Source organism: Klebsiella sp. FDAARGOS_511, from assembly GCF_003812845.1.
Taxonomy (GTDB): domain Bacteria; phylum Pseudomonadota; class Gammaproteobacteria; order Enterobacterales; family Enterobacteriaceae; genus Klebsiella; species Klebsiella grimontii.
The window spans coordinates 5,876,919-5,903,788 of record NZ_CP033824.1 but is presented as its reverse complement, the minus strand read 5'-3'; the positions used below and the strand labels follow the sequence as shown (position 1 = coordinate 5,903,788).

24 protein-coding genes are annotated in these 26,870 nt (G+C 51.6%); 13 read left to right on the top strand and 11 right to left on the bottom strand.

What is annotated here, in order from left to right:
- Positions 1-741: an amino acid ABC transporter ATP-binding protein gene (locus tag EGY08_RS29645; RefSeq protein WP_049115624.1), complete on the bottom strand. Its 741-nt coding sequence runs from the start codon at positions 739-741 to the stop codon at positions 1-3.
- Positions 742-1,075: 334 nt separating this feature from the next.
- Here EGY08_RS29645 and EGY08_RS29640 point away from each other — a divergent pair, with 334 nt between their 5' ends.
- Both EGY08_RS29640 and EGY08_RS29635 read left to right on the top strand, forming a co-directional pair.
- Entirely contained in the window at positions 1,076-1,285 is a 210-nt protein-coding gene (locus tag EGY08_RS29640) for a YdgH/BhsA/McbA-like domain containing protein (RefSeq protein ID WP_004120044.1), read from the top strand.
- A 203-nt stretch (positions 1,286-1,488) separates the two neighbouring features.
- Complete coding sequence (locus EGY08_RS29635) at positions 1,489-1,677, top strand: hypothetical protein (RefSeq protein WP_123829335.1); 189 nt, start codon at positions 1,489-1,491, stop codon at positions 1,675-1,677.
- A 41-nt stretch (positions 1,678-1,718) separates the two neighbouring features.
- On the opposite strand, the gene EGY08_RS29630 is transcribed toward EGY08_RS29635, so the two are convergent.
- Positions 1,719-1,994: a VF530 family DNA-binding protein gene (locus EGY08_RS29630; RefSeq protein ID WP_004120037.1), complete on the bottom strand. Its 276-nt coding sequence runs from the start codon at positions 1,992-1,994 to the stop codon at positions 1,719-1,721.
- Positions 1,995-2,264: 270 nt separating this feature from the next.
- On the opposite strand from EGY08_RS29630, the gene EGY08_RS29625 reads away from it, so the two are divergent.
- The 4 genes from EGY08_RS29625 to EGY08_RS29610 all read left to right on the top strand — a co-directional run bounded on the left by EGY08_RS29625 (position 2,265) and on the right by EGY08_RS29610 (position 5,709).
- Entirely contained in the window at positions 2,265-3,293 is a 1,029-nt protein-coding gene (locus EGY08_RS29625; RefSeq protein ID WP_123829334.1) for an isopenicillin N synthase family dioxygenase, read from the top strand.
- A 165-nt stretch (positions 3,294-3,458) separates the two neighbouring features.
- Positions 3,459-4,265: a MetQ/NlpA family ABC transporter substrate-binding protein gene (locus EGY08_RS29620; RefSeq protein ID WP_004134110.1), complete on the top strand. Its 807-nt coding sequence runs from the start codon at positions 3,459-3,461 to the stop codon at positions 4,263-4,265.
- Positions 4,262-5,053, top strand: a complete 792-nt coding sequence (locus EGY08_RS29615) for a methionine ABC transporter ATP-binding protein (protein ID WP_123829333.1) — start codon at positions 4,262-4,264, stop codon at positions 5,051-5,053. Before EGY08_RS29620 ends, EGY08_RS29615 begins: the two co-directional genes overlap by 4 nt.
- Positions 5,050-5,709 carry a methionine ABC transporter permease gene (locus EGY08_RS29610; RefSeq protein ID WP_177447603.1) on the top strand — a complete coding sequence of 220 codons (660 nt, stop codon included), beginning with the start codon at positions 5,050-5,052 and terminating at the stop codon, positions 5,707-5,709. Before EGY08_RS29615 ends, EGY08_RS29610 begins: the two co-directional genes overlap by 4 nt.
- Before the next feature lie 31 nt (positions 5,710-5,740).
- Here the strand turns inward: EGY08_RS29610 and EGY08_RS29605 are convergent, their stop codons facing one another.
- On the bottom strand, positions 5,741-6,787 hold the full coding sequence (locus EGY08_RS29605; RefSeq protein WP_123829331.1) for an NAD(P)H-dependent flavin oxidoreductase: 1,047 nt from the start codon (positions 6,785-6,787) through the stop codon (positions 5,741-5,743).
- Positions 6,788-6,879: 92 nt separating this feature from the next.
- Between EGY08_RS29605 and EGY08_RS29600 the strand changes: the two genes are divergently transcribed.
- Positions 6,880-7,716, top strand: a complete 837-nt coding sequence (locus EGY08_RS29600) for a LysR family transcriptional regulator (protein WP_004120023.1) — start codon at positions 6,880-6,882, stop codon at positions 7,714-7,716.
- Here the strand turns inward: EGY08_RS29600 and EGY08_RS29595 are convergent.
- Positions 7,699-8,886, bottom strand: a complete 1,188-nt coding sequence (locus EGY08_RS29595) for a YbfB/YjiJ family MFS transporter (protein WP_004120021.1) — start codon at positions 8,884-8,886, stop codon at positions 7,699-7,701. The two genes, EGY08_RS29600 and EGY08_RS29595, sit on opposite strands and share 18 nt — an antisense overlap.
- Before the next feature lie 194 nt (positions 8,887-9,080).
- On the bottom strand, positions 9,081-9,701 hold the full coding sequence (locus EGY08_RS29590; protein WP_004120018.1) for a LysE family translocator: 621 nt from the start codon (positions 9,699-9,701) through the stop codon (positions 9,081-9,083).
- A gap of 166 nt (positions 9,702-9,867) precedes the next feature.
- Between EGY08_RS29590 and EGY08_RS31475 the strand changes: the two genes are divergently transcribed.
- A complete protein-coding gene (locus tag EGY08_RS31475; protein ID WP_375167257.1) occupies positions 9,868-10,125 on the top strand; it encodes a hypothetical protein in 258 nt (85 codons plus the stop codon).
- 578 nt (positions 10,126-10,703) lie between these two features.
- Here the strand turns inward: EGY08_RS31475 and EGY08_RS29580 are convergent.
- The 5 genes from EGY08_RS29580 to EGY08_RS29560 form a co-directional block, all read right to left on the bottom strand.
- On the bottom strand, positions 10,704-11,201 hold the full coding sequence (locus tag EGY08_RS29580) for a MarR family winged helix-turn-helix transcriptional regulator (RefSeq protein WP_004120012.1): 498 nt from the start codon (positions 11,199-11,201) through the stop codon (positions 10,704-10,706).
- 111 nt (positions 11,202-11,312) lie between these two features.
- A complete protein-coding gene (locus EGY08_RS29575; protein ID WP_004120009.1) occupies positions 11,313-11,708 on the bottom strand; it encodes a nuclear transport factor 2 family protein in 396 nt (131 codons plus the stop codon).
- A gap of 35 nt (positions 11,709-11,743) precedes the next feature.
- A complete protein-coding gene (locus EGY08_RS29570) occupies positions 11,744-16,114 on the bottom strand; it encodes a non-ribosomal peptide synthetase (RefSeq protein ID WP_004120007.1) in 4,371 nt (1,456 codons plus the stop codon).
- Between the two features lie 65 nt (positions 16,115-16,179).
- Positions 16,180-16,410, bottom strand: a complete 231-nt coding sequence (locus EGY08_RS29565) for an acyl carrier protein (RefSeq protein ID WP_004120004.1) — start codon at positions 16,408-16,410, stop codon at positions 16,180-16,182.
- Between the two features lie 2 nt (positions 16,411-16,412).
- Positions 16,413-17,933, bottom strand: a complete 1,521-nt coding sequence (locus tag EGY08_RS29560; protein ID WP_004120003.1) for an amino acid adenylation domain-containing protein — start codon at positions 17,931-17,933, stop codon at positions 16,413-16,415.
- Between the two features lie 456 nt (positions 17,934-18,389).
- Here EGY08_RS29560 and EGY08_RS29555 point away from each other — a divergent pair, with 456 nt between their 5' ends.
- The 5 genes from EGY08_RS29555 to EGY08_RS29535 are packed head-to-tail and all read left to right on the top strand — an operon-like array spanning position 18,390 to position 24,517.
- Positions 18,390-19,559 carry a 3-deoxy-7-phosphoheptulonate synthase gene (locus tag EGY08_RS29555; protein WP_071988216.1) on the top strand — a complete coding sequence of 390 codons (1,170 nt, stop codon included), beginning with the start codon at positions 18,390-18,392 and terminating at the stop codon, positions 19,557-19,559.
- Positions 19,549-20,334 carry a 2,3-dihydro-2,3-dihydroxybenzoate dehydrogenase gene (locus EGY08_RS29550; protein WP_087828151.1) on the top strand — a complete coding sequence of 262 codons (786 nt, stop codon included), beginning with the start codon at positions 19,549-19,551 and terminating at the stop codon, positions 20,332-20,334. The genes EGY08_RS29555 and EGY08_RS29550 overlap by 11 nt, the downstream gene beginning before the upstream one ends.
- Positions 20,335-20,352: 18 nt before the next feature.
- The gene (locus EGY08_RS29545) at positions 20,353-20,985 is read left to right on the top strand and encodes an isochorismatase family protein (RefSeq protein WP_004120000.1); all 633 of its coding nucleotides are present in this window, start codon (positions 20,353-20,355) and stop codon (positions 20,983-20,985) included.
- A 23-nt stretch (positions 20,986-21,008) separates the two neighbouring features.
- Positions 21,009-22,964 (top strand): anthranilate synthase family protein, encoded by a 1,956-nt coding sequence (locus tag EGY08_RS29540; protein WP_227627578.1) that lies wholly within the window; start codon positions 21,009-21,011, stop codon positions 22,962-22,964.
- Positions 22,965-23,002: 38 nt separating this feature from the next.
- Positions 23,003-24,517 (top strand): 4-hydroxyphenylacetate 3-hydroxylase family protein, encoded by a 1,515-nt coding sequence (locus tag EGY08_RS29535; RefSeq protein ID WP_049080284.1) that lies wholly within the window; start codon positions 23,003-23,005, stop codon positions 24,515-24,517.
- An 87-nt stretch (positions 24,518-24,604) separates the two neighbouring features.
- Here the strand turns inward: EGY08_RS29535 and EGY08_RS29530 are convergent, their stop codons facing one another.
- Complete coding sequence (locus tag EGY08_RS29530; protein WP_112164929.1) at positions 24,605-26,866, bottom strand: ATP-binding cassette domain-containing protein; 2,262 nt, start codon at positions 26,864-26,866, stop codon at positions 24,605-24,607.
- Positions 26,867-26,870: the final 4 nt, after the last annotated feature.

Sequence of the window (26,870 nt, the reverse complement as noted above, 5' to 3'; positions counted from 1 at the left end):
TCAGGCGTGATAGTGCAGTTGCGCAAGGAAGGCCCGGGTGCGGCCCTGCTGGGCTGCGCCAAATATCTGTTCCGCCGGGCCCTGTTCGACAATCTCGCCGTTTTCCATAAATACCACCCGGGAAGCAACCTGGCGGGCGAACGCCATTTCGTGGGTGACGATGATCATTGTCTGGCCCGCGGCGGCAATGGTCTGAATAAGCTCAAGCACCTCACCCACTTTTTCAGGATCCAGCGCCGAGGTCGGCTCATCCAGCAGCAGCACGGCGGGGCTCATCGCCAGCGCGCGCGCAATTCCGATACGCTGCTTTTGGCCGCCGGAAAGACTGTGGGGATAGTGGTCTTTTTTATGCAGCAAACCCACCTGCTTTAAAAGCCGCTCAGCAATATTGAGCGCCTCCTGACGCGGACGTTTTTTAGCGTAAATCAATCCTTCGGTAATATTTTGCGCTGCGGTGAGATTGTGAAACAGATTCCATGACTGAAAAACCATGGCGGTTTTACCGCGTAGCTTTTCAATTTCTTTTTTCCCCGCCGTTGCGCAATCCAGCACCACATCATCGATTTTTATTTGCCCGCTATCGGCGGGCTCTAAGAAATTAAGCGTACGCAATAACGTGGTTTTTCCTGAGCCGCTGGGGCCAATAATGCAAATAATCTCACCGGAATTAACGCTAAGCGATACCTCTTTTAGTACTCTTTCCCCGGAGAAACTTTTACTAATCTTATTGAGAGTCATCATAATGTGATAGTCGTGAATGATTTAAAAACCGCCGCTTATCGGCGTTGATTGCTGTGTAAAAACTATATTGCCGGGGTTCAGACGATAGCAAACAAGAAAATAGTCTATGGAAAGTTAAAAAATAACTTTTTATATATTTGTTATGACAATGAGGCGGGATTGTAATCAGATTTTCTTAGCAAAACAGGATGGCGTAAACCGCCACTAATCTTTCAAATTTACTGAACAATGAGAGCAAATTGTTTCGATTTTCATCATCACCATGTCGGCCTATCATTTATCACATCGGGGCAACAACGCTCCAACACTGATAAAACACTTAAGGAATACGACCATGAAATCCATCAAAACTTTCGTTGCAGTTGCCGCTCTTTCCCTGATCTCTTTCGGCTCTTTTGCCCAAAGCATCAGCGCCAGCGCGTCCACTCTGGACCGCGCCGAAGCCAAAATTGCCGCACAGGCCGCAGAACAAGGCGCGTCCTACAAAATCACCAGCGCGCAGTTCAATAACCGCGTACATATGACCGCTGAGCTGACGAAATAAACTCACCCGTCATACTTCAAGTTGCATGTGCGTTGGCTTTGTTACTCGGCCTTCGGCCTCGCCCCTCCGGGGCCAGCGCAAGCGCTGTTCAAGGCATGAGTGCCTTGTCCTGCAACCCGAATTATTTAGGGTATATAACAACATTGCCGGGCCGCCGCAAGAAACAGGCGACAGCGACAACACGATGAAATAAGGAACACAACATGAAAAATATCGGCGTAGTCACCGCACTGCTTCTGGCCGCTACACTCTCGTCCGGCGTGATGGCCGCAGAGAATAGCTTTGCGCGCCCGGAGGCAGGTTCAAATATTGATACGTCTGCGCATCAGAATCATATTGATGTCAGCCATGCCTTTGATAAAGAGAGCCTGACCGCAGGCAATCTTCAGTAACACACAGCGCAAGGCGCGCGCGCAATTATCCGCTGCGCGCCTTACTTTTTCTGCCAGTGAGCCCACGGATTATCCGCCGGAGCGTCCTCTTTTGCCGTCTCGGCAGTGGACAGCGAATCGATATACAGCGCTTCCACCTCTTTACGCGCCCACGGCGTGCGGCGTAAAAACTTCAGACTCGATTTAATGCTCGGATCGCTTTTAAAGCAGTTAATGTTGATGCGTTTCGCCAGTTCGGCCCAGCCATATTGCGCGACCAGCGCGTTTAATAGCGCCTCAAGCGTGATGCCGTGCAGAGGATCGTTTGGGTGCTGCATTGCGTCTTTTACCTGAATTAAAAATTTTGCTCACCATACTGGCTCCCGACGCCAATCGCAACCGCCCCGCCTCTCCCTTATCCAAAATTCGCAAAAGCACAGAACCCTCCCCGGTCATAAATTAGAAAAGAACGTTATTGGTTGAATATTTTCGCTTAAGGCAAGCTAGCTTCAACCACCCGACTGAGGAATCGATCATGCGCTGTTGTTGTCCCCGAACCCTGGACCTGTACCGACGAAAACATCTGAATACCGCCTTCGGAGAACACAATGAACGCGACAACTTTACCGATACTGGATCTGGCCCGCTACGCGGATCCCGCTGAAAAAGCGGCGTTTCTCGCCGACCTGCGCCACGCCGCCCGCGATATCGGCTTCTTTTATCTGATCAACCACGGCGTTGATGAGTCGCTGCAGCAGGCCGTACAGCAGCAGTCCCGCGCTTTTTTTGCCCTTCCCGACGCTCAAAAGCAGAGCGTGGCGATGATTCACTCCCCGCATTTTCGCGGCTACAACCGCGCCGCGTCGGAATTAACCCGCGGTCAGCCCGACTGGCGCGAGCAGTTTGATATCGGTGCCGAGCGTCCGGCGCTTCGGCTTGACGAACGCGCTCCCCGCTGGCAGCGCCTGCAGGGGCCGAATCTCTGGCCAGAGGCGTTGCCCTCGCTCAAACCAACGCTATTAACCTGGCAACGGGAAATGACCGAGGTGGGGATCACCCTGCTGCGCGCCTTCGCCGAAGCGCTGCGCCTGCCGCTGGATGCCTTTGATGGCCTGTACGGCGAAAAACCCAACGAACATATCAAGCTAATCCGTTATCCCGGCCAGCAGGAAACCCAGAGCGCCCAGGGCGTTGGCGCGCATAAGGACTCCGGTTTCCTCAGCTTCTTGTTGCAGGATGAGCAGAAAGGATTGCAGGTCGAAGTCTCCCCCGACCGCTGGATTGACGCCACCCCGCTGACGGGCAGCTTTGTGGTGAATATCGGTGAACTGCTGGAGCTGGCGACCAACGGCTATCTGCGCGCAACGGTGCACCGGGTCGTTTCGCCGCCCGCCAACCAGCAGCGGCTGTCGATCGCCTTTTTCCTCGGCGCCCAGTTGGATGCCGTAGTCCCCGTCTACACGCTGCCTGACGAGCTGGCCCGCGAAGCCCTCGGACCGGATAGCGACCCGCAAAACCCACTGCTGCGCGAGGTGGGCTGGAACTACCTGAAAGGGCGTCTGCGTTCGCATCCTGATGTCGCCGAGCGCTACTACCAGGATGTTTTTCGCGAACGCGCCGAGCAATTGATCGTGTAGACCCTAATAATTCGGGTTGCAGGACAAGGCACTCATGCCTTGAACAGCGCTTGCGCTGGCCCCGCAGGGGCGAGGCTCATGGATGAGCCGAGTAACAAAGCCAACGCACATGCAACTTGAAGTATGACGGGTATAAACATAACAACAGACACAAGGAATAAGATGATGAAATATGCCGCATTTAAACTGGCAGGGGTTGCACTGTCTCTCTCTCTGGCATGGACTTCCGCCCAGGCCGCCGCGCTGCGCGTCGCCGCGGACCCGGTGCCGCACGCCGAAATCCTTAACTACATTAAAAAGATCGATCCCAGCCTCGACCTGAAAATCGTCGAACTCACCAGCGGCGTTAACGCCAACGAACTGCTGGCCAACGGCGACGTCGATGCCAACTACTTCCAGCACGTGCCCTATCTGAAAGATCAGGAGAAAGCGCTGGGCAAAACCTTCGCCGTCGCGGCGACCGTGCATATTGAGCCGCTGGGGATCTATTCGCGCAAACATAAAGATTTTAAATCGCTGCCCGAGAACGCCACCGTGGCGGTACCGAACAACACCACCAACCTGAGCCGCGCGCTGTTCCTTCTGCAAAATCAGGGGCTGATTAAGCTGGCGGCAAAATTCACCGACCCAGCGACCACCCTGGCGACGCCGAAAGATATTGTGGAAAACCCGAAACACCTGAAAATCCTTGAGATTGAATCACCGCAAATCCCGCGGTCGCTGGACGATGTCGACCTGGCGGTGATTAACGGCAACTACGCGCTGGAAGCGGGCCTGGTGCCTGCCAAAGATGCGCTGGGTCTTGAGAGCGCGACCAACAACCCGTACGCCAACATTCTGGTGACAACGCCGGCGCTGGCGAACGATCCGCGCATCAAGGCGCTGGCCAAAGACCTCACCTCGCCGCAGGTCGCCGAATTTATTCGTAAGCAGTATAACGGCTCGGTGATCCCGGTTGCCCCTCAGTCATGATTGAGATTGTCGGGCTGAGTAAAACCTATGCCGGAACAGGCCGACCGGCGCTAAACGATGTCTCTCTGCAAGTGCCGAAAGGAGCCGTTTACGGCATCCTTGGGCGCAGCGGCGCAGGCAAAAGTACGCTGATACGCTGCCTGAATCTGCTGGAGCGGCCCACGTCGGGCCGCATTATTGTGAACGGGAACGATATTACCCGGATGGATAAAACCGCGCTGCGCGAGTACCGGCTGCGCACCGGGATGATCTTCCAGCACTTTAATTTACTGCACGCCCGCAGCGTCGCCGACAACGTCGCGGTGCCGCTGGAGATAGCCAAAGTGCCGAAAGCGGCGCGGAAGGCGCGGGTGGCGGAGCTGCTGGAACTGGTCGGGCTGGCGGATAAAGCCGCCGCCTTTCCGTCACAGCTTTCCGGCGGCCAAAAACAGCGCGTGGGGATCGCCCGCGCGCTGGCCGCGCGGCCGGATGTGCTGCTGTGCGATGAGGCCACCAGCGCCCTCGATCCCGAGACCACGGCCTCGGTACTCAGCCTGCTGGCGGATATCAATCAACAGCTGAACCTCACCATCGTGCTGATCACCCATGAGCTGGACGTGGTGAAAAACCTCTGCGACCACGCGGCGCTGCTGGAACATGGGGAGATTATTGAAAGCGGCAGAATCGCCGATTTGCTGGTGGCGCCATGGTCGCGGCTACGGCAGTCGCTGCTACACGATCCTCAGGCGGAGCGGGATTTCCTTGCCCGCCACGGTTTTCACGGGAGGCCATTATGCGGAGTAGCATGAGTTGGGAAGATCTCTGGCCGCTGCTGTTTCAGGGCACGGTAGATACCGTTTATATGGTCGGCCTGGCGGCGCTGTTCACCATGCTGCTCGGGCTGCCGACCGGGGTGCTGCTGTTTGTTTCGCGCCGCAATGGCCTGGCGCCGATGCCGAAGCTCAACGCGGTGCTGGGCGCGATTATCAACTTTGGTCGTTCGCTGCCGTTTATCGTGCTGCTGATCGCCCTGATCCCGTTCACCCGGCTGATTATTGGCACCACCCTCGGCAGTACCGCCGCGGTGGTTCCCGTCACCATTGGCGCCTTTCCGTTCTTTGCGCGGCTGACGGAGAATGCGCTGGATGAAGTGGATTACGGGCGTATCGAGGCGATTTTATCGATGGGCGGCAACATCTGGCACGTGATCTTTAAATCGCTGCTGCCGGAAGCGCTGCCGACCCTGCTGGCAGGCATCACGCTGACCATCGTCATGCTGATCGGCTTCTCTTCGATGGCGGGCGTGATTGGCGGCGGCGGGCTGGGCGATCTGGCCATTCGCTACGGCTATCAGCGTTTTAATAACGAGGTGATGGTCGGCACAGTGCTTATTCTGGTCGCGCTGGTGCAGGGCGTGCAGATGGCCGGCGACCGTCTGGTACGCGGCCTCACCCATCGGCGTTAACGCTAAGCGGATGGCAGCGCGCCATCCGCGATTAAAACCCGCATTCGTTGACCAGAGTCCGAATCAGCTCCGCCGCCGGCAGCTCGCGAATCAGGCTCACTCCCTGCCCGGCCCAGTGCGCGCCGTACTGACGGTCCCCCTGCGCTTTCGCCGCCGATGCCAGCGCCTTCCCGGCGGCGTAAGCCACGGGATAAGCCGGAATCAGAAGCGGATCGTTTATTTCACGCCAGCCGTTAACCAGACATCTCGCCGGGCGTCCGGAAATGGCTGAGGTTAAAACCGTTTGCCCGTCAGACGCGCTTTTAAGGGCCTCACGGTATCCGCTATCCGTGGACGATTCAGGGCACAGCAGAAACGCCGTCCCCAGCTGCGCCCCGTCTGCGCCGAGGTTCATCACGCTGTTCACTCCCGCGCCGTCCATGACGCCGCCTGCGGCGATAAGCGGAATATCAATGCGCCGTTTAAGCGCCTGAACCAGGGTAAAGGTACTCATCTGCCCGTCGGGCGCCTGGGGATCAAAGATGCCACGATGGCCGCCGGCCTCGTAGCCCTGCGCCACCACCATATCGATTCCCAGCTCTACGGCCAGCTGCGCCTCTGCCACGCTGGTGGCGCTCGCCAGGGTAACGATGCCTTTTTCACGCAGCCGGTCAACGACCGCTCGCTCCGGAACACCAAAATGGAAGCTGACCACCGCCGGAGTCAGATCGAGCAAAAGCTCGGCCATCCGGGGCTGCTGCTGAAAACTCAGGTAGATTTCCGCCAGCGTCTCCGGCGGAAGGCTGCCAAAGCGCGCAAACTCAGGGCACAGTCGCGCCAGCCACTGCGCTTCACGCTGCGGGTCCCTTATCGCCGGAGCGTGGCAAAAAACGTTGACGTTAAACGGACGGGTGGTTAAGCGCCGGGTCTGGTTGATGAGCGCCTCGGCCTGCTCCACCGTGGACGATCCCAGCCCCAGCGAGCCGAGCGCGCCGGCATCGCTAACCGCGGCCGCCAGCTCCGGCGTCGACACGCCGGCCATCGGCGCCTGAATAATGGGATAATCAATATCAAGCTGCTGCGTAAGCCGGTTGCTCATGGTGTGCCCTGATGAAATTTGTGCGTTGAGGTAATTAAAATCTCTTTTAGAGATGATAAGATCAATATTATTTTCAAATTAAGAATAAAAGTATGAACCACACCACATTACAGATTTTCAAAACGGTGGCGGAAGAACAGAGCGTCACCCGCGCGGCAAAGCTGCTGGGTCGGGCGCAGTCCAACATTACTACCCGTATTCACCAGTTGGAAGAAGAACTGGGCGTCGAGCTGTTTGCCCGCGGTAACAAGAAGATGCTGCTGTCGCCCGCCGGGGAACGTTTTTTGGCCTATGCGCTGAAAATCCTCAGCCTTGCCGAGGAGGCCCGGCAGGCTCTGCACCCCGCCACGCCGGGCGGCAATTTACGCATGGGGGCGATGGACGCCACCGCCGCCAGCCGCCTGCCGCCGCTGCTTAGCCAGTTTCATGCCCAGTGCCCGGAGGTGATACTGACGCTTAAAACCCAGCCCAGCCGCCAGTTGACGCAGCAGGTGCTGGACGCCGCGCTTGATTGCGCGCTGGTATGCCTGCCGCAGGGCGCTTCCCCCGCCGAAGACCTGGAATATCTGCCGCTCTTTCAAGAACAGCTGGTACTGGTGCTTCCCGCGGATAGACAATGCTTTCGCTTTGCTGCCTTCGCGGAGGGCTGTACCTACCGGGCAATGGGCGAAGCGTATCTGGCGCAATCCGAGGAGGCGGAGAGCGAGATCCAGGACGTCGGCTCCTATCACGCGATGATCGCCTGTATCGCCTCCGGCGGCTATGCCGGCATACTGCCGCAGAGCGTGCTCGACACCCTGACGCTGCCCGAAGCAAGCCTACAGCGGCCGGTTGGTCAGGCGATCACCCAGCTTATCTGGCGTAAAGGCTACGCCTCCCCGGCCCTGGAGAAGATGCGCCAGCTTCTAATTTCAGCCTCCGACCTTTGACCCGCGCCGCCCCCCGGCGACAACCAGCGCGGCGGCAACCACCAGCGCCCCTGCTGCCGCGCAGAGTGAAGGATTAAACGACCCGCTGCGCTCATACAGCGCGCCGGCAACCAGCGGGCCGACAATTTGCCCGACGCCGTAGGTCGCGGTCATGGCGGCAATCATATTGAACGAGACCAGATGGTTAAGACGCCTTCCCTGCGGCAGCGCAATAGTCACCGTTCCCATAAAGGTGAAACCGACCAGTAGCGCGCTCAGCAGACAAAATGGCAATGCGTGGCTCCACGCCGGGAGAGTGACGCCGACGGCCTGAATCAGCAAATTAAGGGTGAACGCGCGGCGGTAGCCAAGCCTGATGACCAACCGATGCCAGATAAAGCACGAGGGCACGGCGGCAAGACCGAAAATGGCCCAGATCTGCACCGGATCGATAGCGTTCAGCGAGCCGCTGAGAAACAGCGGCAGGTAGGTGGCGGTGATGATGTAGCCGAAGCCGGCCAGGCCGTAAACCAACAGTAGTTTCCACGCTTCACGCGCGCGGCCTTGCGCCTGTGGGTCCTGTACGCCTGCAGGAGGTTGATAGGCAATAAGATAGTCTGCCGGGCTCAGCAACAGACGCAGCGCCAGAATGAAAAGCGTGCCGGCGCTTATCGCGCACAGCAGCCATATTTGCTGGCTGGAGAGCGCCAGGGTCTTGCCCAGCGAGATAAATTCCGCCGATAAAAATATCCCCATTCCGACACCGGAATACAGTACCGGTGCGCCGTTATGGTGCTTCATATGCTGCAGCAGCCACAGAGAGGCGGCAATCAGCGTCACCGCGCTTAACAGCCCGGCTATTCCGCGTACCGCGATAATGGCCAGCGGCGAAACCAGCCAGCCGAGTAACGCCAGGCACAGCAGTGTGAGCAATACGGAAAGCAGATTTAGCACTCTGGCATCCGCGGGCCTGGCTTTCGCCAGCAACAGCGCGCCGGCCAGGTAACCCGCGTAGTTGGCCGAAGCGGCAAGGTTGCCTTCGCGCAGCGAGAGCACCTGCTCGTTCAGCATCAGCGGCAGGATCCCGGTATAGGCGAAGCGCCCGTAGCCCATGCCAATCATCAGCACCGCCGAACCGGCCAGCGCCAGCAGAAAGGCCTTTAACCCCGGCCTGAGTTCAAAAACGTTCACCCGCCACCCCCACTGTTATTCTCAAAAAGAGAATTAAAATCACATATAATTCTCTTTTTATTATGATGACAGTCAACCCAACGCGCAAGCGACGCATGGGCCTGTCTGCCGATGACTTTACGGGGAGTGTCGGGAAACGCTTCGCCGGGCGACGAAGTATGGCGTGAGGGCTGGACGTCCATGTCCAGCACGTTTTAGCGGTGGCTGAGGGCCAGTTTGGCGGCAAACAGCATAAAGACGCCGCCGGTTGCCCGATCCATCCAGCGAATAAAGGTCGGCGTTTTCAGGAGACCAGCGGCGTAACGGCTGGCCAGAATTAGCGTTAACGACCAGAGCGTACCAATCACAACATGTATAGCGACCAGCAGAAATGTCCAGATCGTTGGCGAGTGGCCCGCCGGAATAAACTGCGGCAGGAAAGAGACATAAAATATCCCCATTTTCGGATTCAGCACATTGCCCAGCATCCCTTTTAAAAACCAGTTGCTGGCCGACGGTGCGGCTATTTCCTGACTGTTAAAGTGGCTGCGCGGTTTGAGAATTAACTGAATGCCGAGCCAGCATAGATAGACGGCACCGCACCACTTTAGCAGGTCATACGCCAGCGCCGACGCCGCCAGCAGCGCCCCGAGGCCGAAGGCCACCACCGCGCCCCAGATAAAACACCCCGTATCAATGCCCAATGCCGCCTGAAAGGCCTTTTTTCCGCCCTCAACGGTGGAGGTGCGCAAAATGAGCGCGGTATCAAGACCCGGGGTCAGCGTGAGCAGCAGCGCGGCAAAGGAATAAGCAAGAAGGGAATCTGCGACGGACATTTTCTATCTCCGAAAGCGAAGATTTTAGATATACCGCGTTGAAGACGCAATCATTGATATTTTCTTCGCCGGGCGCGTCCCGCTTTGCATAAAGCTTTTCGCGACAAATCTCTGGCGCCAAAGCCGGTAAAGTCATTTGACGGCGCGTTTATCAGCACAGGTTTTTATGACGCTTAACCAAATACGCATCGCCAGACCGGTCTCCGATCTCTTACTCTGTAGCAACATGTACTGCTACGGCCTTGGGCTCGAGCAAATCGCACAGTTTGCCGATCGTGATGGCTTTAGCGAGGTAATGATCGGACGCCGCGATCTTAGCTGCATCTTAAATTCACCCACTGCCATCATCATTCAGTGGCGCCCTTTCCGGGCACCTCTGTTATTTTTATGCCTTCCTGTGAATTCCTATATATTTTTGATTTGACGGGTTGGGGTAAAAGTCTTTCTGCTATGTTTTGATTTATCCCTTCGTATCCGGAGAATGTTGAGTCAGATTGCCGATCATTCAGTTACGTGCATAAAGCGGAGCATCTGGAAGCAGAATCGAAATGATGCAGTGGTGGTCACTTTTTTTGAAGAATGCACAGAAGAGTATGTTACACCTGACATATATGCGCGGCGGTGTAAAATAATTCCGTTATCTGAATAGACTGTAAATCTGCACAAAAACAGCACAAAAGATTAAATCACTTCCAATTAAATACCATCTTTCACTGCAAGAAAACGTATTGACTCAGACTTGAACAAATACTGTTACGCTACAAAAACGCTCCCTTATCGCAAAACTGGCTTTATACGAAGAGGAAACTATCAGGTCAAGCCTGACTTTATTTATGTTCTGAGGTTAAAAAACTTCACCATCATTGATATATATAGTTCGCGTTCAACACCATCCCATAGTAATATTTTAGCACAATCCCTATGCCATATATTCGATTGCGCATTAGGCAAAGAGAACTTCGCGCCAGCGACCAGTTTAGCGTTTTATCACCATAAACCTTATTAATTTTCGCTGGTGTCTTCGAGTTTACCTTTAATATTCTCATGCAATATATTTGCAGCCCTTGCACAGAGCTCAGCGAAAATAGCAATTTCGCCCTGAGACATGCAGGATGCCACCTGCTCAGCCATGATGCGCCTGCTGGACTCTGCAGAATTCAGGAACTCAATACCTTTTTCCGTAATCCGCGTCAGCATTTCTCGTTTGTCACTTTCTGCCGATTCTTGTTCAACAAAGTGCTTATCTTTCAACATCCTCAGAATTTTGGACATTTTACTACGCGCAAATCCGAGCTTTTCACCAATTGCGCTTGGCGTCATCGGCTGGAACTGACGCAAAATATACAATGTATCGTACTGTGGCCAGTTAATGCCATCTGGATTAATCAACGAGCGACGTGCAACAAGTACACATTGCAAATTTCCTAAAGCATCTTCAAATTGACGATTCAATGATATTTCGCGCTCGGAACCACTAGCCACTTTTTTATTCATTTCCATACATTCTCCTGATGCCGTTTACAATAAGTTAAGCTTACCATTTTACCACATCCCTTCAAGGAATGAAAAGTCATCATAACTTTCGCCCCTATTAATAACACAAGAGCTATCCTACTCATCCTGAAAGATATATTCTCTATTCAACACATCCTCATAATCTATTAACTCTGTTATCTCGCCATTATTCATTTTAATCACATTAATATACAACAAAGAGAACTGTTTTCCATCCGGCAGAGTATTCCCATGCAGTTTATATTCAACAATGACGACATCGGGATTATTCGTATAGTGGAATCGCTCATCCTCTATGGAGGTAAAGCGTAAGGGCGCAACGCCAAAGCCATTAGCATAGTGTAAGCGAATATTATCACGCCCAATAATCACCTCCCTGTTGCGACGAAAAGGCAACGACAAACGTCCATTAACAGAGAAAAGGGATGCCAGCTTATCCGATGACTTCTCCATCACTGCCGAAATATATTTATCAAATAATGCCGGAACCATTTTATATCCTCTTGATGAAATTGATAAAAGTATTGTTAGACGATTTCTTTCTGCCGCTGGAAATAAACGATCATACGTTTGAATGTCTCCTCCGACAGCTCAGGAAAGCGCAAACCCAATTGCGCAATACGCTTAGTCGTCTCTGGATTACCATAGGCGTTGTCGCCAGTATCCAACAAATTCTCTTTAAAGAGATGAATGACCGGCCCCAGCGCAACCTCGCGCCCCTGGGTGACACACTGTTCAAGTTGTTGCAACCACTCGCCGTCAGAAGTCGTTTCCAACGGATAACCCAGAGAACGAATCGCCCGATACACCGGATCAAACCGGGTGCTCTGAGGATGGAAAATATGGAAGTTTTCCTGTCGCGTAGCCTCTGAACGCGCTAAGGCAACTATCGCTTCAGCGACAAAGTCGACAGGCAGCAGGTCCGTTGATAGTGAAGACGGATCCGGCGCCAATCCCATCTGGATAAAGCTTTTTATCTGTCGCCATAAAAAATCATCGCTCTGGCAGGCCCCACTTCGGCTATCTCCGCCAATACGTCCTATGCGAAATACGTTAGCGTCAAGTCCTTGTTCTCTGGCCTGTAGAACATAGCGTTCAGCCACCCACTTACTTTGCGTGTAACCTATCGACAGTGCTTCCGGATGACCCGGTACACAATGTTCAACGATAGGCGATTCAGGATAGCGTGGAGAAAATACGGCGATAGTGGATAAATAGTGCAGCGTTTTTCGTCCGCCACAACCGCAGAAAGCTAAAATATTCAGCGTACCCTGCACATTTGACTGTTTTACCGAAGAATAAGAGAGCAAAAAATTAATCTGTGCGGCCGCATGGAATACCGTGTCCACTCGCTCTGCCAAACGGCTGTACGCTTCAGAGCTTAATCCTAAATTGCGCTGGCCAACATCGCCGAGGCAAACTTCAACCCGGGAAAAATCAATCTCATCGGCGATGCCATAACGCATCGCATTTTCACGCAAACGAGCCAATGCGTGCTCATGCGTCCTGGCTCTTACCATGCATAGCACGGATTGGGTCCCGGCCAATAGCAATGAACGCAGCAGGTAGATGCCCAAAAATCCTGTCGCCCCGGTAAGCAGCGTCAGCCCAGGGGTTGAACACACTCCTCCCTGCCAATGTATGCGTTCATATCCATCCTGAACAAAGGAACGATCGACGGCATCGACGCGCCCCTTTTCACTGGCAATATAGCCGTCGATGGACTCAGCCATAGCCGACAAGGTTGGGTGATTAAATAACAAACGTAGAGGAATATCGCAATCGAACGCCTTACGAAGCAGAAAAACCAGCTGTGTGGCCAACAAAGAATGTCCACCAATGGCGAAAAAATCATCGTGCAGTGCGATCTGACGTCCCGGAAATAATGTTTCCCATAGCGCCCTGACCTGTTCCTGAGTTTTCGTCAGAGACCGCTCTGGCATCTGCGTTGATGATTCAACAATAATATCCACCTTAAGTAACGCTTTACGATCGATTTTCCCGCTAGGCGTGGTAGGCAGCTTATCCACAAAGACCAACTCTGTGGGAACCATATACTCCGGCAGCACCAGGCGAAGGCCGCGTTTGATCTTATCCTTTTGATTGCCTTTATCATCCAATAAACCAGCAATAAAGGCGATGAGCTGCTGGCTTCCTGAATGATCTGCCCTGCCAACTACCGCTGAAACCTGCACGCCCTCCAGGGCATTGATGGCCGCCTCTACTTCTGACGGTTCGATCCTAAAACCGCGAATTTTTAACTGATTGTCTATCCTGCCAAGGTAGCTGAACCGATCGTCATGCTCCAGCCTCACCAGATCACCGGTACGATACGCGTGGCAACTTTGTGCTGCAAAGCTCTCAGCAGAGATAAAACGTCGAGCGCTTTCTTCACTTTTATTGTGATAGCCGGGAGACAGAAAATCGCTAGCGATAAGTAGTTCACCAGCGACACCGGCGGGAACCAGCTGCAGACGCTCATCCACCACCAACAGACTGAATCCGGGTAGAGGGTAACCAATGGACGCTGCATCTCCCCATTTATCGCTTTCCGGCGGCAGCACATACGCGGAACAAACGTGGCTTTCTGAGGGACCATAGAGATTAATCAGGCGAACGGGTTGCCTGAAAAAATGTTTAATATCGGCGGTGAGTACGAGCTGTTCCCCGGTGGAGTAGACCTCTTTTAAACTCGGGAATTGCCTGTTGGCCAATGCGCTCAAATGCGCGAACTGCTGCAAAGCAACGTAGGGAAAATAGAGCCGATTAATTCCCTGCTCCTGGATAACCTCTTGCAGATGATCCAGATCTCTCCGCTCTTCTTCACTGGCAATATATAAGCGCCCACCGCAGGCTAACGTGCCGAAGATCTCCTGAACCGATACATCAAAAGAAAGTGACATAAAATGCAGAGTACAATCTCCCTGACCGCACTCAGATACATCTCGTTGCCACTTAATCAGGTTATTGAGCGTTTTATTTAATAACCGTACTCCCTTGGGCTGCCCGGTTGAACCGGATGTATAAATGATATACAGCTCATCGTCGGGCATTCTTTTGATATAAGACCATTCCCCAGGGTACTCCGGGGGAATGTCATCGATTAACAACAGAGGCACGGAGCCAGACACTGGGAATTTTGCTACCAGCGATCGCGTCGTGGCGATGCAGTCCACGCTGGCGTCCTGCAACATATAACCAATGCGCTCTTGCGGGTATTGTGGGTCGATCGGAATGTAGGCCGCGCCGGTTTTTAACACGCCAAACAGAGTGGCAATCGCCTCGGCATTCCTTTCCAGTAATAACGCAACACGTTTGCCAGGAGCGATATTTAACTGCTGCTGCAGGTAGGCGGCAATCTGCCCTGAACGTTCCGCTAACCAACCATACGATCGTGTGCCATTAGCGGTAATTAACGCAGTATCCGCAGAGTGGCTTACAGCATGCTGATTGAAAGCCGCCAGGGCGTCAAATCGCCAGGCCTCCGCGCAAGGCTTAAGGCTGGATCGAACAACCAGTTCACGACTTAACGGTGCATCCAACAGCCTCAGGGATGACAGTAATACCTCGCCGTCCTCGCCCATCGCGCTCAATAAATGGCGAAATATTTTCAGCCAGTAGTCAATGGTCTGCGGATGATACAACGCCGTCTTATACTCCAGCGTCAGCTTCCATTGCGGTTGTGCTTCAAAGAACAACGTCAGATCGTATTTTGCCATCTGGCTAAAATAGTCATCCAGCATGACCTTAAACGGTAAGTCGTTGAAAATATCGGCCCGGGTATCGGGCATAACCAGCAACGTTCTGAATAGTGGGCTGTCCTGCCCCGCGTTTTCACGCGACAGTGCGACAATTTCATTGAAAGGGATCAGCTTATTGAAATGTGCACCAATAAAAGATTGACGCACCTTTGCAGCCAGCGTCCTGACTGTGTCATCTTCATTGACCTGCACGCGAACCGGCAGAGTATTGATCATATATCCCGGCGTTTCGGCGAACTCGCTACGATCCCGCAGAGTAAAAGGTACGCCAACGGTAATATCTTTCTGCCCACTCATGCGGCTAAGGAAAAATTGCCAGCACATGGACATATACATAAAGGGTGTCATTGACAACGATCTTGCGTGCCGCTGTAGTGAGTCCGCTTCATGTTCGTTGAGGGCCTGCATGGTATAGGCGGCTTTGGTATCTTCCCGCAGACGACGGGGAAAATCGACCGGGAGGTCTGATAGTGGCGGAGCCGGATGCAGTGCCTGCCGCCAGTAATCCCGCATGTCTTCGCACTCTGCCGCCGCAAGGGACGCTGCCTGCCAACGAGTAAATTCCTGATAGCTTCCCGTGCCGTTAAACGCTGGCAGAGCGCGTTTCTCGTCAAGCGCACAATAGATTTGCAGCAAATCATGCAAGACAATACGTACTGAGGGGGCATCAATAATGATGTGGTGGAAGCAGCATGCTAGCCAGGTTGTACCCGAGTCTGAACTGAGCATATTAATGATACTCAACGGACCCTCAGCTAGTGATAAACGGCTAGCCGCCAGTTGTGCAGTCACCGATTCAGGCGTTTCATTCTGTCCGGATTTTCGATGGGAAAAAGAGAGATAGCCATCAGCGCCGATACGCTGCTGTAGTGTACCGTCAAGGTAAACAAAACGCGTTCTGAATATTTCATGGCGCGAGGTCAACTCAGCCACAGCGCGCTGCATAATATCAGCGTCCAGTGTCGCATTAACGGTCAGCAGCACTGGCACGTTATAGCATTGGGGCTGATCCAGCGTATTATCCAGCCACCACATTGCCTGCTGCCCGGGTGTCGCTGCCAGATACGTTACCGCAATTTCTCCACACGCCTTATTCAAACAGCTCTTATTTGACTCGCCGCTATTAAATGATGGCATTTTATCCCCCTCTTAAAATTCCCTGTAAAATCCTTCCTGATTGTTGGCAGTCCCAACTCCAGGTATTAGACCTGCTGCCGTTGCCGAATGGTCTGAGCCAGCGCGGCAATAGTTCCCGCTGTGAAAATGTCAGCCGGCGAGACAGCCAAATTGAATGCCTTGCTTACCATTGATGCTAACTTTATGAAATGTAATGAGTTACCACCCTGGTCTAATAAATTTTCTTGCGGGTTGATCACCGCTGAATGAATAATCTCCTGCCAAATCGAGAGTAGCTGTTGCTCAACGTTGTCCATATTTACACCTGCTCCAGTAAAGAATTTTTTAAGCGTAAACGATCTTTTTTGCCGTTAGCGGTCATTGGCAGGACCGGCACACGGCTAAATTTTTCAGGTATCATCCAGGCAGGAGCATGCATAGCGAGGTGATTCTTTAAATCCGCTACGGATAGCGCATCATCCTGCGTGACATAACAGGCATGTAATCGTGGTTCGTCCGGCGTCTCCTCTACTACAATCAGCACATCCTCCACAGCGTGATGTAAACGCAACAGGTGCTCAATACCGGCGAGATTGATGCGGAAGCCACGTATTTTACAAATATGGTTGCCTCGTCCGACCAGGACGATATTGCGATCCTGGTCGCACGTTGCCCGATCGTCGGTACGATAAAAAAGTACGTCTGCGCCTTGATACGGGATGGAGATAAACCTTTCCGCCGTCAGTTGCGGATCGGAATACCCCAGTGCAACTCCAGCCCCTGCGATAAACAATTCCCCATATTCACCGCAGGTACAGGGTTGCAAACGTTCATTGAACACCGCCATCTCAACCAAAGGGAGTGGAGTACCAACCGGTACAGGAGATTCACTGGTTAATTGCCCCTCGGGCTGAACATGATAGAGAGACGAGATCGCTGAATTTTCCGTGCATCCTAATCCATTGAATATTTTTGCTTTACCGGCCTGCGCCGCCACGCTAAATAGGCGAGGGTTGACAAAATCGCCCGACACCACCACACAGTCAGGTATATGCAGTGTTTCAACCGAAACCTCGACAAATAGCCGGAACAGTCCGCCAGAGAGGAATAGCATCGTCACGTTATCCGATTCGATCTGCCGTACCAGGGCCATCAAATCTGGCAAGCCAGGCGGCGCAATCGTCAGACACGCGCCGGTCAATAGAGCCATCCAGATTTCATTCGCTGAGGCAGCGAATGAAACATCTGCAATTTGCAAATAGCAGTCCCGCTCGCTATTCCCCAACGCCGGTACCGGCAGACTCAGTCTGGCAATCCCGCGATGAGCTATGAGCACGCTCTTCGGTTTTCCTGTTGATCCAGAGGTCATCAATATAAGCGCCGGATCATCAGCGCTTAATACTGGATAATTCCCGCTTCTTTGTTGAGCGCTGTTTTGTATCAGCGTCCTGCTCGACAACACCTGCCATGCCCCGCCGGGCACGCTTGTTACATCATCGCTAATGAGGTATTTGGCTCCTGCCGCACGTAAAATTTCACCCATATAGCGCTCAGGACTATTCGAGTTCACGGGAACCATAACAGCGCCTATTTTCATCAACGCCAGCATAAAAATATATAACTGCGGGCTACGTTCTATTTTTATTGCAACAACATCGCCTTTTATCAGGCAATTCTTTTGCAATACCGCAGCCAGCGCTGAACATTGCTCAGCAAGTTCTCGATAGGTTATTTTTCTTTGTTCGAAAATTAACGCAATCCTGTCCGGAAAACGTTGCGAAATCTCATCAAATATATCAGGAACAGCCTTTAACTGATTGGCATATGCTGAATGCGTCATCACTCTCTCCTGGAGAATTAGGAATGTTCACACGCATAAAATCTTCTCTTGAAGAAGAATTTAAAGACCTAAAGAAATGCCGCCAGTTTACCGTGATACGCCTTAAAAAAGCGCAGCAGGACAGGCAACATATAAGCAACACAAGCATAACCAAGCGTTGTTTTCAATAGTCTATCTTCGAACCTTGCCCTCAGTCAATTTGATTTCCAAAAAAAAATCATATAGGAAAAAATCCAAAACACTAAAAAATAATAATCAATAAATTCAAATACTTAAAAAAACAACAATAAAAAATCATCTTTTTTGATTGACATAAGGAACCCATTGGCGTGCAATCTTTGTGCAAAACGTATCGTCTTTCATGCCCATTAAACAGACAAGGAATAGTACCTTCTCATCGCTTTTTTGTTAAAAAACAAACGGAAAACCTGTTAAATTTCGAGTGAGAGATTAGAAATGACATCATTTCCTGGCAATAAGTCCAATTGGCAACAGCCGTTCTGGAGCGATAAGGACATGCTTGCCCTGGTCATACGTGAATTAGACACTCTTCCAGAATTATTAAACTTTGAAGAAATAAGCGAATTTAATAAAGCATTAGCCGCCGTTTATGCAGGTAAAGCAATGATATTTCAGGCTGGCGACTGCGCTGAAAGAATTTGCGAATCTGGCGCGTTACATGTGCGGAAAAAATTGACCTTCCTCGAGCAAATGTCCCGCGAACTCTCAACTCTGACGGGACTGCCAATATTGACGGTAGGCAGAATTGCCGGTCAATATGCTAAACCACGCTCACAACACAACGAAGTCAATGGCGACAGGGTACTTCCCGTGTGGCGCGGTGATTCAGTCAACAGGCCCGAAGCGACGCCAGAAGCCAGGCGTAACGATCCGCAAAGGATGTTGCTGAGCTACCATGCTGCGGCGGAAACGCTGGCCGAAATTAAACGTTACGAACGGGAATATCCTCGCGATGTTCATCCCATCTGGACCAGCCATGAAGCGCTGTTGCTGGACTATGAAACGACTCAAATCCGCACTAATCCCCAGGGAGAATCCTATTTAGCCAGTACCCATTGGCCCTGGATCGGCATTCGTACTCTTGCGCCTGACAGCCCACATATCGCCATGCTGGCGAATATCGCCAACCCTGTTGCCTGCAAGATTGACGCCACCGTAACGCCATCGTTCATCGCGACACTTTGCCGACAGCTTAATCCTCAGCGTATTCCTGGACGTCTGACTTTTATTTCGCGTTTTGGCCGTTCACATATTCATCGTTTAGGCGCGTTGATTCAGGCCGCACAGGCAACCGAAACGCCGGTGTTATGGATGTGCGATCCAATGCATGGGAATACCGGGAAAACGCGGGCAGGCAATAAACGCCGCGAGCTTAGCGACATGATGGCTGAAATCTCCGGTTTCCTGAGGCAGGTGAAATCACATAATGCCTGCGCCGCTGGACTCCACCTGGAAGCAACGCCGAACCCGGTCATCGAATGCTTCTGTGAAAATAATCATCCTGAAGAACATCAACTTAAGCAAATTCTCTGCGACCCACGCCTGAACGTAGCGCAAACGCAGATGTTATTAACTCACTGGAAAGAGAGACAAAATGACCTTTGATAAAGACTACATTGCCGTTATTACTGGCGCCTGCGGTGGCATTGGCGAATCCGTTGCCCACGCGCTGGCGAAAGAAGGAGTTTCACTGGCACTTCTTGATAATAACGCCACTCAGCTGGCAACCCTTGTAGCCACACTACAAAATAACCATCCGCAGCCCATTGCAGGTTTTACGGTGGACGTTGCCGACGACCGCTGCGTAGCAGAAGCCTTTACCGCAATCGGTCGCCAACTGGGTCCGGTGGGTTATCTGGTCAACGGCGCCGGCGTACTGTGCCACGCCAGCGTGGCCGAAACTCAGCCTCAAGATTGGACGAAAACTTTTGCCGTCAACGCGACTGGCGTATTTAACACCAGCCGCCATGCAGCCAATCTGATGATGGCTCAGCGTAAAGGCAGCATCGTCACTATCGCCTCAAACGCAGCGCGCGTGCCGCGGGCGACGATGGCCGCCTACTGCGCCTCAAAAGCCGCTGCCCAGGCATTTACTTATGCTCTGGGGCTGGAGGTCGCTCCGTATGGGATCCGGTGTAATGTTGTCGCTCCCGGCTCAACCGATACGCCGATGCTGCGCGGCATGTGGCATAGCGAAAGTGACCGGCAAAACACGCTTAACGGTAATCCAAAACAATTTCGCATCGGTATTCCACTCAATAAAGTCGCCACGGCGGAAGAAATTGCTGCCGCGGTCTGCTTTTACCTGTGCGAAGAATCAGGGCAAACCACGCTATCAACGTTATTGGTCGACGGCGGCGCCGCACTCGGCAGCTGCTAAGCGTACAAGGAGAATAACATGGAAAAGATACAGCCCTATCCACTGCCGACAGAACGCCAATTACCCAAATCAATTGCAGACTGGCAACCCAACAGTTCAAGAGCGGCGCTACTCATACATGATATGCAGCGTTATTTCCTCGATTTTTACACTGCTGACGCCTCGCCGATAGCGCAGGTGATCGACAATATTTACCGCTTGCTTAGCGTCGCCCGACGTCTGCATGTACCCGTATTTTATACAGCCCAACCCGGCGACATGACGCCGCAGCAGCGTGGCTTGCTGCACAGTCTATGGGGTTCAGGTATGAACGGCAGCCAGGAGCATAAACAGATTGTTCCTCCGTTGACGCCTCTGGAAAATGAATGGGTATTAACGAAGTGGCGTTACAGCGCCTTCTTTAACTCTCCCCTTCTGAGTACTTTGCACGAACTCAAATGCGATCAGCTGATCGTCTGTGGCGTTTACGCCCATATCGGTTGTTTGTGCACAGCGCAAGAGGCGTACTCCAATGATATCGAGACATTTTTTATTGCCGATGCGTTAGCCGATTTCTCCGAAGAAAAGCATCGTCTGGCGCTTGAGCTAGCTGCGGAAACCAGTTCAGTCGTGCTGTCAACCCGACAAGCTATCGACGCATTGGAACATTAAAGATCCTCACGGCACTCCAGGAGATGATGATGTTATCTAAAGGCACAGCACAGCCCGACGAGCTTTCGGCTCATCTGGTCAATCTTGATAGACCCTTTGCCTGTATTTACCGCCCCCAATGCGAACCTATCAACGCAGTATTATTTCTTGAAGGGGATATTGAGCTAAACCAATCCCTTTCAGAATTAGCGCTGGATCCGCCCCTGGACGGGAAGGGTAAAAGCTCATTTAACAAATTGATCTTATTGCCATTTAATCAGGTAAAAGAAAAAGGTTATGCCTGCATTGACGATGGTGAACAGACGATCGTCATGCACATTGAGCGGCAAAATTATTACCCCATAGATTCGTTTATCGCAGCCATTAATGACCATGATATCAAGCCACGAAACCTGCAATTCGATCTTGATGACCAAACGTATGGCGACATTGTTGATACCGTCATTGATCAGGAAATCAGCTCCGGAGAAGGCAGCAACTTTGTGATTTCACGCAGTCTGGAGGGCGATATAACCAACTTCAGTATCCGCCATGCGTTGACGCTGTACAAACGGCTACTGCAATCTGAATGCGGGTCTTACTGGACATGGATGATCTTCACCGGCAGCCGCTATTTCATGGGAAGTACGCCTGAACAGCATATCCAGGTTGATGAGCAGAATGTGGCGATGAATCCTATCAGCGGCACGTTTAAATACCCCGACTCCGGGAATATGACGCACGTGCTGGATGATTTTCTGCAGGATACAAAAGAGCGCGACGAACTATTTATGGTGGTGGATGAAGAACTCAAAATGATGAGTAGCATCTGTCAGCATGATATTCAGGTATCCGGACCGAAGCTCAAAGCTATGTCGCACATCGCGCATACCGAATATTTTATCCATGGCAACTCAGATCGCAGCCTGAAAGAAATCATCAGGCAATCGCTATTTGCGCCAACAGTGACCGGCAGCCCAATAGAAAGCGCCTGTAAAGTTATCGCCCGGCGAGAACGCCGCGGACGCGGCTATTACAGCGGCATCGTTGCTATAACGGGCACGCAAGAAGGTAAACGTTATCTGGACTCGGCCATAATGATCCGCACGGCCGATATTACCGCTCAGGGACATTTTCGGCTTACGGCGGGTTCAACCATCGTCAGAAGTTCCATCGCACAAAATGAAGCTGGAGAAACACGCGCCAAATTACAAGGGCTGATGCATTCGTTCTTCTCTGGAACAAGCGCCGGGACACCAAACCGAACAGGATTGTCTGCAGAACTTCGCCATCGGGCTGACCAGATACTGGCAAAACGGAATGCACGCGCCTCCGCCTTTTGGCTGAATAACTCGCAATTGGGCCCGTGCGCTCTACTCTCTCAACATGCCATCACACTGATCGACATGGAGGACAACTTCACCGCCATGATTGCCTATCAGTTACGCAGCGCGGGTTGCGCCGTTACCCTCATTCCCTGGTATGACTCCCTGAGCAAGCTAACGCAGCTCACCGATCGCGACATCGTATTCATTGGGCCCGGGCCTGGCGATCCAACCAATGTACGACTCGACAAAATACGCGTGGGCCGAAAAATTATTGCACAACGGCTGCGGGAGCAGCGTCCGTTAATCGGGACTTGTCTGGGGCATCAGTTAATTTGCGCCGAATTAGGCATTCCGATCGAGCGGCTGGTCAATAATCGCCAGGGTAGCCAACATCAGATATCCATCCAGGGAAAACCTCATACCGTTGGTTTCTATAACAGTTTCTCCGCACTCCATCAGCGGCCATGCTGGTACAGCCCGGAGCATGACAAAACAGTCCAGCTGGAACGACTCCCTTCCGGTGAAATTGTTGCATTATCGTCAGGTAACGTTGCCTCCATACAATTTCATAACGAGTCATTCCTGACGCAAGACGCATTTTCTATTTATCAATGGCTGATACAGAACGCCTTAACAACAACGGTAACTCTTAGTCAACAAGATGCCGTTTAAAAGGAAGTGTTGAAAACTGATATTCGGAGAGAGCTGACATGGGAAATAAATCAGTATCGTTACCTACCGGTAATGACTTTTTGGCGGGTCTGAATGATGGGCGAGAAATATGGGCTTATGGTGAAAAGGTCGACAATGTTATTACACATCCAGCGTTTCGCAATTCAGCACTGTCTATAGCTAAATTATACGACGCGCTCCATGACGAAAAGTATCAGGCTATATTAACCACGCCGTGTGATACCGGCAGCGGTGGTGTCACCCATCCGTTCTTCCGCGTTCCTCATTCTGTTGACGACCTGATACGCGATCGCGACGCAATCGCCCAGTGGGCGAGGCTTAGCTACGGCTGGTTAGGAAGGAGCCCTGATTTCAAAGCCTCGTTTCTTACGACTCTCGGCGCCAATCCCGAGGCCTACGGAGAATATGCGGATAACGCCAGACACTGGTACAAACGTTCACAAGAGGAGCTACTTTACTGGAATCATGCCATCATCAACCCCCCTATCGACCGCAATCTCCCGCCCGACCAGATTGAAGATATCTGCATTCACGTCGAAAAAGAGTGTGATGATGGCGTGATTGTTAGCGGTGCCAAGGTGGTTGCTACCGGCTCTGCCTTGACGCATTACAATTTCATCGCGCATTACGGTTTACCTGTCAAAAAAAGAGAATTTGCCCTGGTATGCACCTTACCCATGAATGCCCCAGGGCTGAAACTGGTTTGCCGCCCCTCTTACTCCTTAGCAGCCGAAAAGGTCGGCAGTCCCTTTGACTATCCACTGTCCTCCCGCTACGACGAGAATGACATGATCTTCATTCTGGATAAGGTGAAGATTCCCTGGGAAAACATTTTTATTTACGGCGATACGGCTAAAGCGGCCACGTTTTTACCCAGTTCTGGCTTTCTGCACCGCTCTACGTTCCACGGTGTGACGCGTCTGGCGGTAAAAATCGATTTTATCTGTGGTTTATTCATTAAAGGCGTGGAAGCCACCGGCGTAGCCGATTTCCGCGGTATACAGACCCGCGTCGGGGAAATGCTGGCCTGGCGTAACCTCTTCTGGGCCATAAGCGATGCTATGGCTAAATCGCCGAATCCCTGGCACAACGGCGCCCTCCTGCCTAACCTGGATTATGGTTTAGCCTACCGTTGGTTTATGAGTCTCGGCTATCCACGGATCAAAGAAATTATTGAACAAGATCTTGGCAGCGCGCTTATTTATATTAATTCGCATGCCAAAGATTTTGCCGCGCCGGAACTGGAGCCTTATCTAAAAAAATATATGCGCGGTTCCAACGGTATGGATGCCGTTGAAAGGGTAAAGCTTATGAAACTAATCTGGGACTCTGTAGGAACAGAATTCGCCAGCAGACACGAACTCTATGAACGAAATTATACCGGCAGTCATGAAAATGTTCGTATCGAACTGTTGCTCGCCGCACAAATGTCGGGGCAGATACAAGAATATAAAGGTTTCGCCGAACAATGTATGATGGATTATGACCTGGATGGCTGGTTGGATCGCGATTACCACTGGCCTGTAGACTAATAAGATTAACGGGACAATACATCAGTATAATAATGGGCATGCATCACATTATTGCCAGTCTCTTCTGGCTGTCCCGACCACTATCTCTCACTCTACCCGGCAATGTATGCGCAACCACTCCGCGGTTAAAGAATGGCGACAGGTCAGCATCGATTCAGGTGTACCGCTAAACAGTAATTTTCCCCCTTCTTGCCCGGCATAAGGTCCAATATCAATAATCCAGTCAGCCTGAGCGATCAACTCCATATTATGTTCAATAATAATGACGGTGTTTCCGCGCTCTACCAGTCGGTTAAAGAGTTTCAGCAGCGAGGCAACATCACTGGGATGAAGTCCGGTGGTTGGCTCATCGAAAATATACATGTCACTATCATGATTTAATTGTGACGCTAACTTCAGCCGCTGGCATTCACCGCCTGAAAGATGATTTAACGATTCCCCCAAGCGCAAATATCCCAACCCGACGTCGACCAGACTACGAAAAATTGGCCTGAGCTGTGGCTCATTCAGGAAAAAATCGCCAGCATCGTTAATCGACAGAGATAATACCTCCGCAATATTTTTTCCCTGATAATGATATTTTAGCGCCTGTGGGTTATAGCGCTGCCCCTGACAGGCCTCACATGGCAACGTAACCGTATCCATAAATGCCAGATCGGTTTGTATTACCCCTAGCCCATGACATTCCGGGCAGGCGCCTTTAGCATTGGCGCTGAACCACGACGCTGACACATGGTTTTTTTCGGCAAACAGCGAACGGATCGTATCAAATGCGCCGCACCAGGAAGCAATATGCGATCGAATCGAAGTATGTATCGGTTTTTGATCGATAACGATCGCGTCCGGACATTGTGGCGCCAGGGCTCCCATGACGAATGAACTTTTGCCCGATCCCGCGACCCCGGTCACAGCGACCATAACGCTCAAAGGTACGTCTACCGATAAGTTATGCAGATTATGCAATGTGGCGTTTCTTACCGAAATATAACCTTTAGCACATCTCGGTCTTTTATTTATCTCTGCCCGTGAAGAGAAATATCTTCCCGTCAAGGTTTGGGATTGCTTAAGTGCCGACAGGTCACCCTCAAATACAATATTTCCACCTTGCTTGCCCGCTCCCGGCCCTAAATCAATAACATGCTCGGCTATCGCTATCATGTCAGGATCGTGCTCTACCATCAGAATGGTATTGCCTTTGTCGCGTAGTTTACCAATTAATATATTCAATTTAACAATATCTGCTGGATGAAGCCCGGTACTTGGCTCATCAATTATATAAACGATCCCGGTAAGACTACTTCCCAGATGCCGGACCATTTTTAACCGCTGGGATTCACCGCCCGATAAGCTGGGGGTCGTCCGGTTCAAATCCAGATACCCCAAGCCTACCGCACACATTGCATCTAACCTTTCCAGCAATGCTTCGAGCAGCGGCCTGACTTCAGGATAATCGAGCTTTTCTACAAACAGCTTTAACTCTGTGACAGGCAGTGTTGCACATTCGCCAATATTTTTCCCTCTTATCCTGCAGGAAAGTATTTTGTCGTTGAGCCTCATACCCTGACAAGAAGGGCAAACCTGTAAACTAACGACTCGCTGAAATTCCTCAGCTTTAGTATCTTTAGTTTCTTGTTTCAAATAACTTCGCGTAAAGCGCGTAATGACGCCTTCAAACTTTGCACTCTTAGGCCAACCGGCTAACGGCGCTTCAGGAATGAGATTATCCGCATACAGTAATAACTCTCGTTCCGCTTTTGAATAATCCATGATTTTTTTATCAGCATCAAAAAGCCCTGAATAAACATAACGTTTCCAGCGCCATGAACCCGGTGCAAAAGAAGGATAACGAATAGCGCCTTCATTTAACGACAGATTTGAATCAATCAGTTGGTCGATATCAATGGTGCTGGCAATACCCAACCCGTCGCATGTCGCACACATCCCGGCAGGATGATTAAATGAAAAAACATTAGAATAACCAACAAAAGGTTCGCCAACACGAGAAAATAGTAGTCGCAGCAGAGTATAAATATCTGAGGCGGTACCCACCGTCGAACGTGCGTTGCCACCAATACGTTTTTGGTCAATAATAATGGCCACCGACAGGTTTTCAATGTCATCAACTTCAGGATTACCATAATGCGGTAAACGGTGTCGAATAAAAGGTGGAAAGGTGTCATTTAGCTGACGCTGAGATTCTGCCGCAATAGTTCCGAATACCAGAGAACTTTTCCCCGACCCGGAAACGCCGGTAAAAACTGTTATTTTATTTTTAGGGACCTCTAAATCAATATCTTGCAGATTGTTTTGTCTTGCACCAATAATTTTTATAGCGTCATGTGTATTCATCACA

Excerpts from the sequence above, each read along its gene's own strand:
- EGY08_RS29530 (WP_112164929.1), bottom strand. The coding sequence starts at position 26,866 with ATGAATACACATGACGCTATAAAAATTATTGGTGCAAGACAAAACAAT.
- EGY08_RS29535 (WP_049080284.1), top strand. The coding sequence starts at position 23,003 with ATGGGAAATAAATCAGTATCGTTACCTACCGGTAATGACTTTTTGGCG.
- EGY08_RS29605 (WP_123829331.1), bottom strand. The coding sequence starts at position 6,787 with ATGAGCAACCGGCTTACGCAGCAGCTTGATATTGATTATCCCATTATT.
- EGY08_RS29630 (WP_004120037.1), bottom strand. The coding sequence starts at position 1,994 with ATGCAGCACCCAAACGATCCTCTGCACGGCATCACGCTTGAGGCGCTA.
- EGY08_RS29570 (WP_004120007.1), bottom strand. The coding sequence starts at position 16,114 with ATGCCATCATTTAATAGCGGCGAGTCAAATAAGAGCTGTTTGAATAAG.
- EGY08_RS29610 (WP_177447603.1), top strand. The coding sequence starts at position 5,050 with ATGAGTTGGGAAGATCTCTGGCCGCTGCTGTTTCAGGGCACGGTAGAT.
- EGY08_RS29555 (WP_071988216.1), top strand. The coding sequence starts at position 18,390 with ATGACATCATTTCCTGGCAATAAGTCCAATTGGCAACAGCCGTTCTGG.
- EGY08_RS29635 (WP_123829335.1), top strand. The coding sequence starts at position 1,489 with ATGAAAAATATCGGCGTAGTCACCGCACTGCTTCTGGCCGCTACACTC.
- EGY08_RS29620 (WP_004134110.1), top strand. The coding sequence starts at position 3,459 with ATGAAATATGCCGCATTTAAACTGGCAGGGGTTGCACTGTCTCTCTCT.
- EGY08_RS29640 (WP_004120044.1), top strand. The coding sequence starts at position 1,076 with ATGAAATCCATCAAAACTTTCGTTGCAGTTGCCGCTCTTTCCCTGATC.
- EGY08_RS29580 (WP_004120012.1), bottom strand. The coding sequence starts at position 11,201 with ATGGAAATGAATAAAAAAGTGGCTAGTGGTTCCGAGCGCGAAATATCA.
- EGY08_RS29540 (WP_227627578.1), top strand. The coding sequence starts at position 21,009 with ATGATGATGTTATCTAAAGGCACAGCACAGCCCGACGAGCTTTCGGCT.
- EGY08_RS29560 (WP_004120003.1), bottom strand. The coding sequence starts at position 17,933 with ATGACGCATTCAGCATATGCCAATCAGTTAAAGGCTGTTCCTGATATA.
- EGY08_RS29575 (WP_004120009.1), bottom strand. The coding sequence starts at position 11,708 with ATGGTTCCGGCATTATTTGATAAATATATTTCGGCAGTGATGGAGAAG.
- EGY08_RS29625 (WP_123829334.1), top strand. The coding sequence starts at position 2,265 with ATGAACGCGACAACTTTACCGATACTGGATCTGGCCCGCTACGCGGAT.
- EGY08_RS29645 (WP_049115624.1), bottom strand. The coding sequence starts at position 741 with ATGATGACTCTCAATAAGATTAGTAAAAGTTTCTCCGGGGAAAGAGTA.
- EGY08_RS29565 (WP_004120004.1), bottom strand. The coding sequence starts at position 16,410 with ATGGACAACGTTGAGCAACAGCTACTCTCGATTTGGCAGGAGATTATT.
- EGY08_RS29615 (WP_123829333.1), top strand. The coding sequence starts at position 4,262 with ATGATTGAGATTGTCGGGCTGAGTAAAACCTATGCCGGAACAGGCCGA.
- EGY08_RS31475 (WP_375167257.1), top strand. The coding sequence starts at position 9,868 with ATGACGCTTAACCAAATACGCATCGCCAGACCGGTCTCCGATCTCTTA.
- EGY08_RS29545 (WP_004120000.1), top strand. The coding sequence starts at position 20,353 with ATGGAAAAGATACAGCCCTATCCACTGCCGACAGAACGCCAATTACCC.
- EGY08_RS29590 (WP_004120018.1), bottom strand. The coding sequence starts at position 9,701 with ATGTCCGTCGCAGATTCCCTTCTTGCTTATTCCTTTGCCGCGCTGCTG.
- EGY08_RS29600 (WP_004120023.1), top strand. The coding sequence starts at position 6,880 with ATGAACCACACCACATTACAGATTTTCAAAACGGTGGCGGAAGAACAG.
- EGY08_RS29550 (WP_087828151.1), top strand. The coding sequence starts at position 19,549 with ATGACCTTTGATAAAGACTACATTGCCGTTATTACTGGCGCCTGCGGT.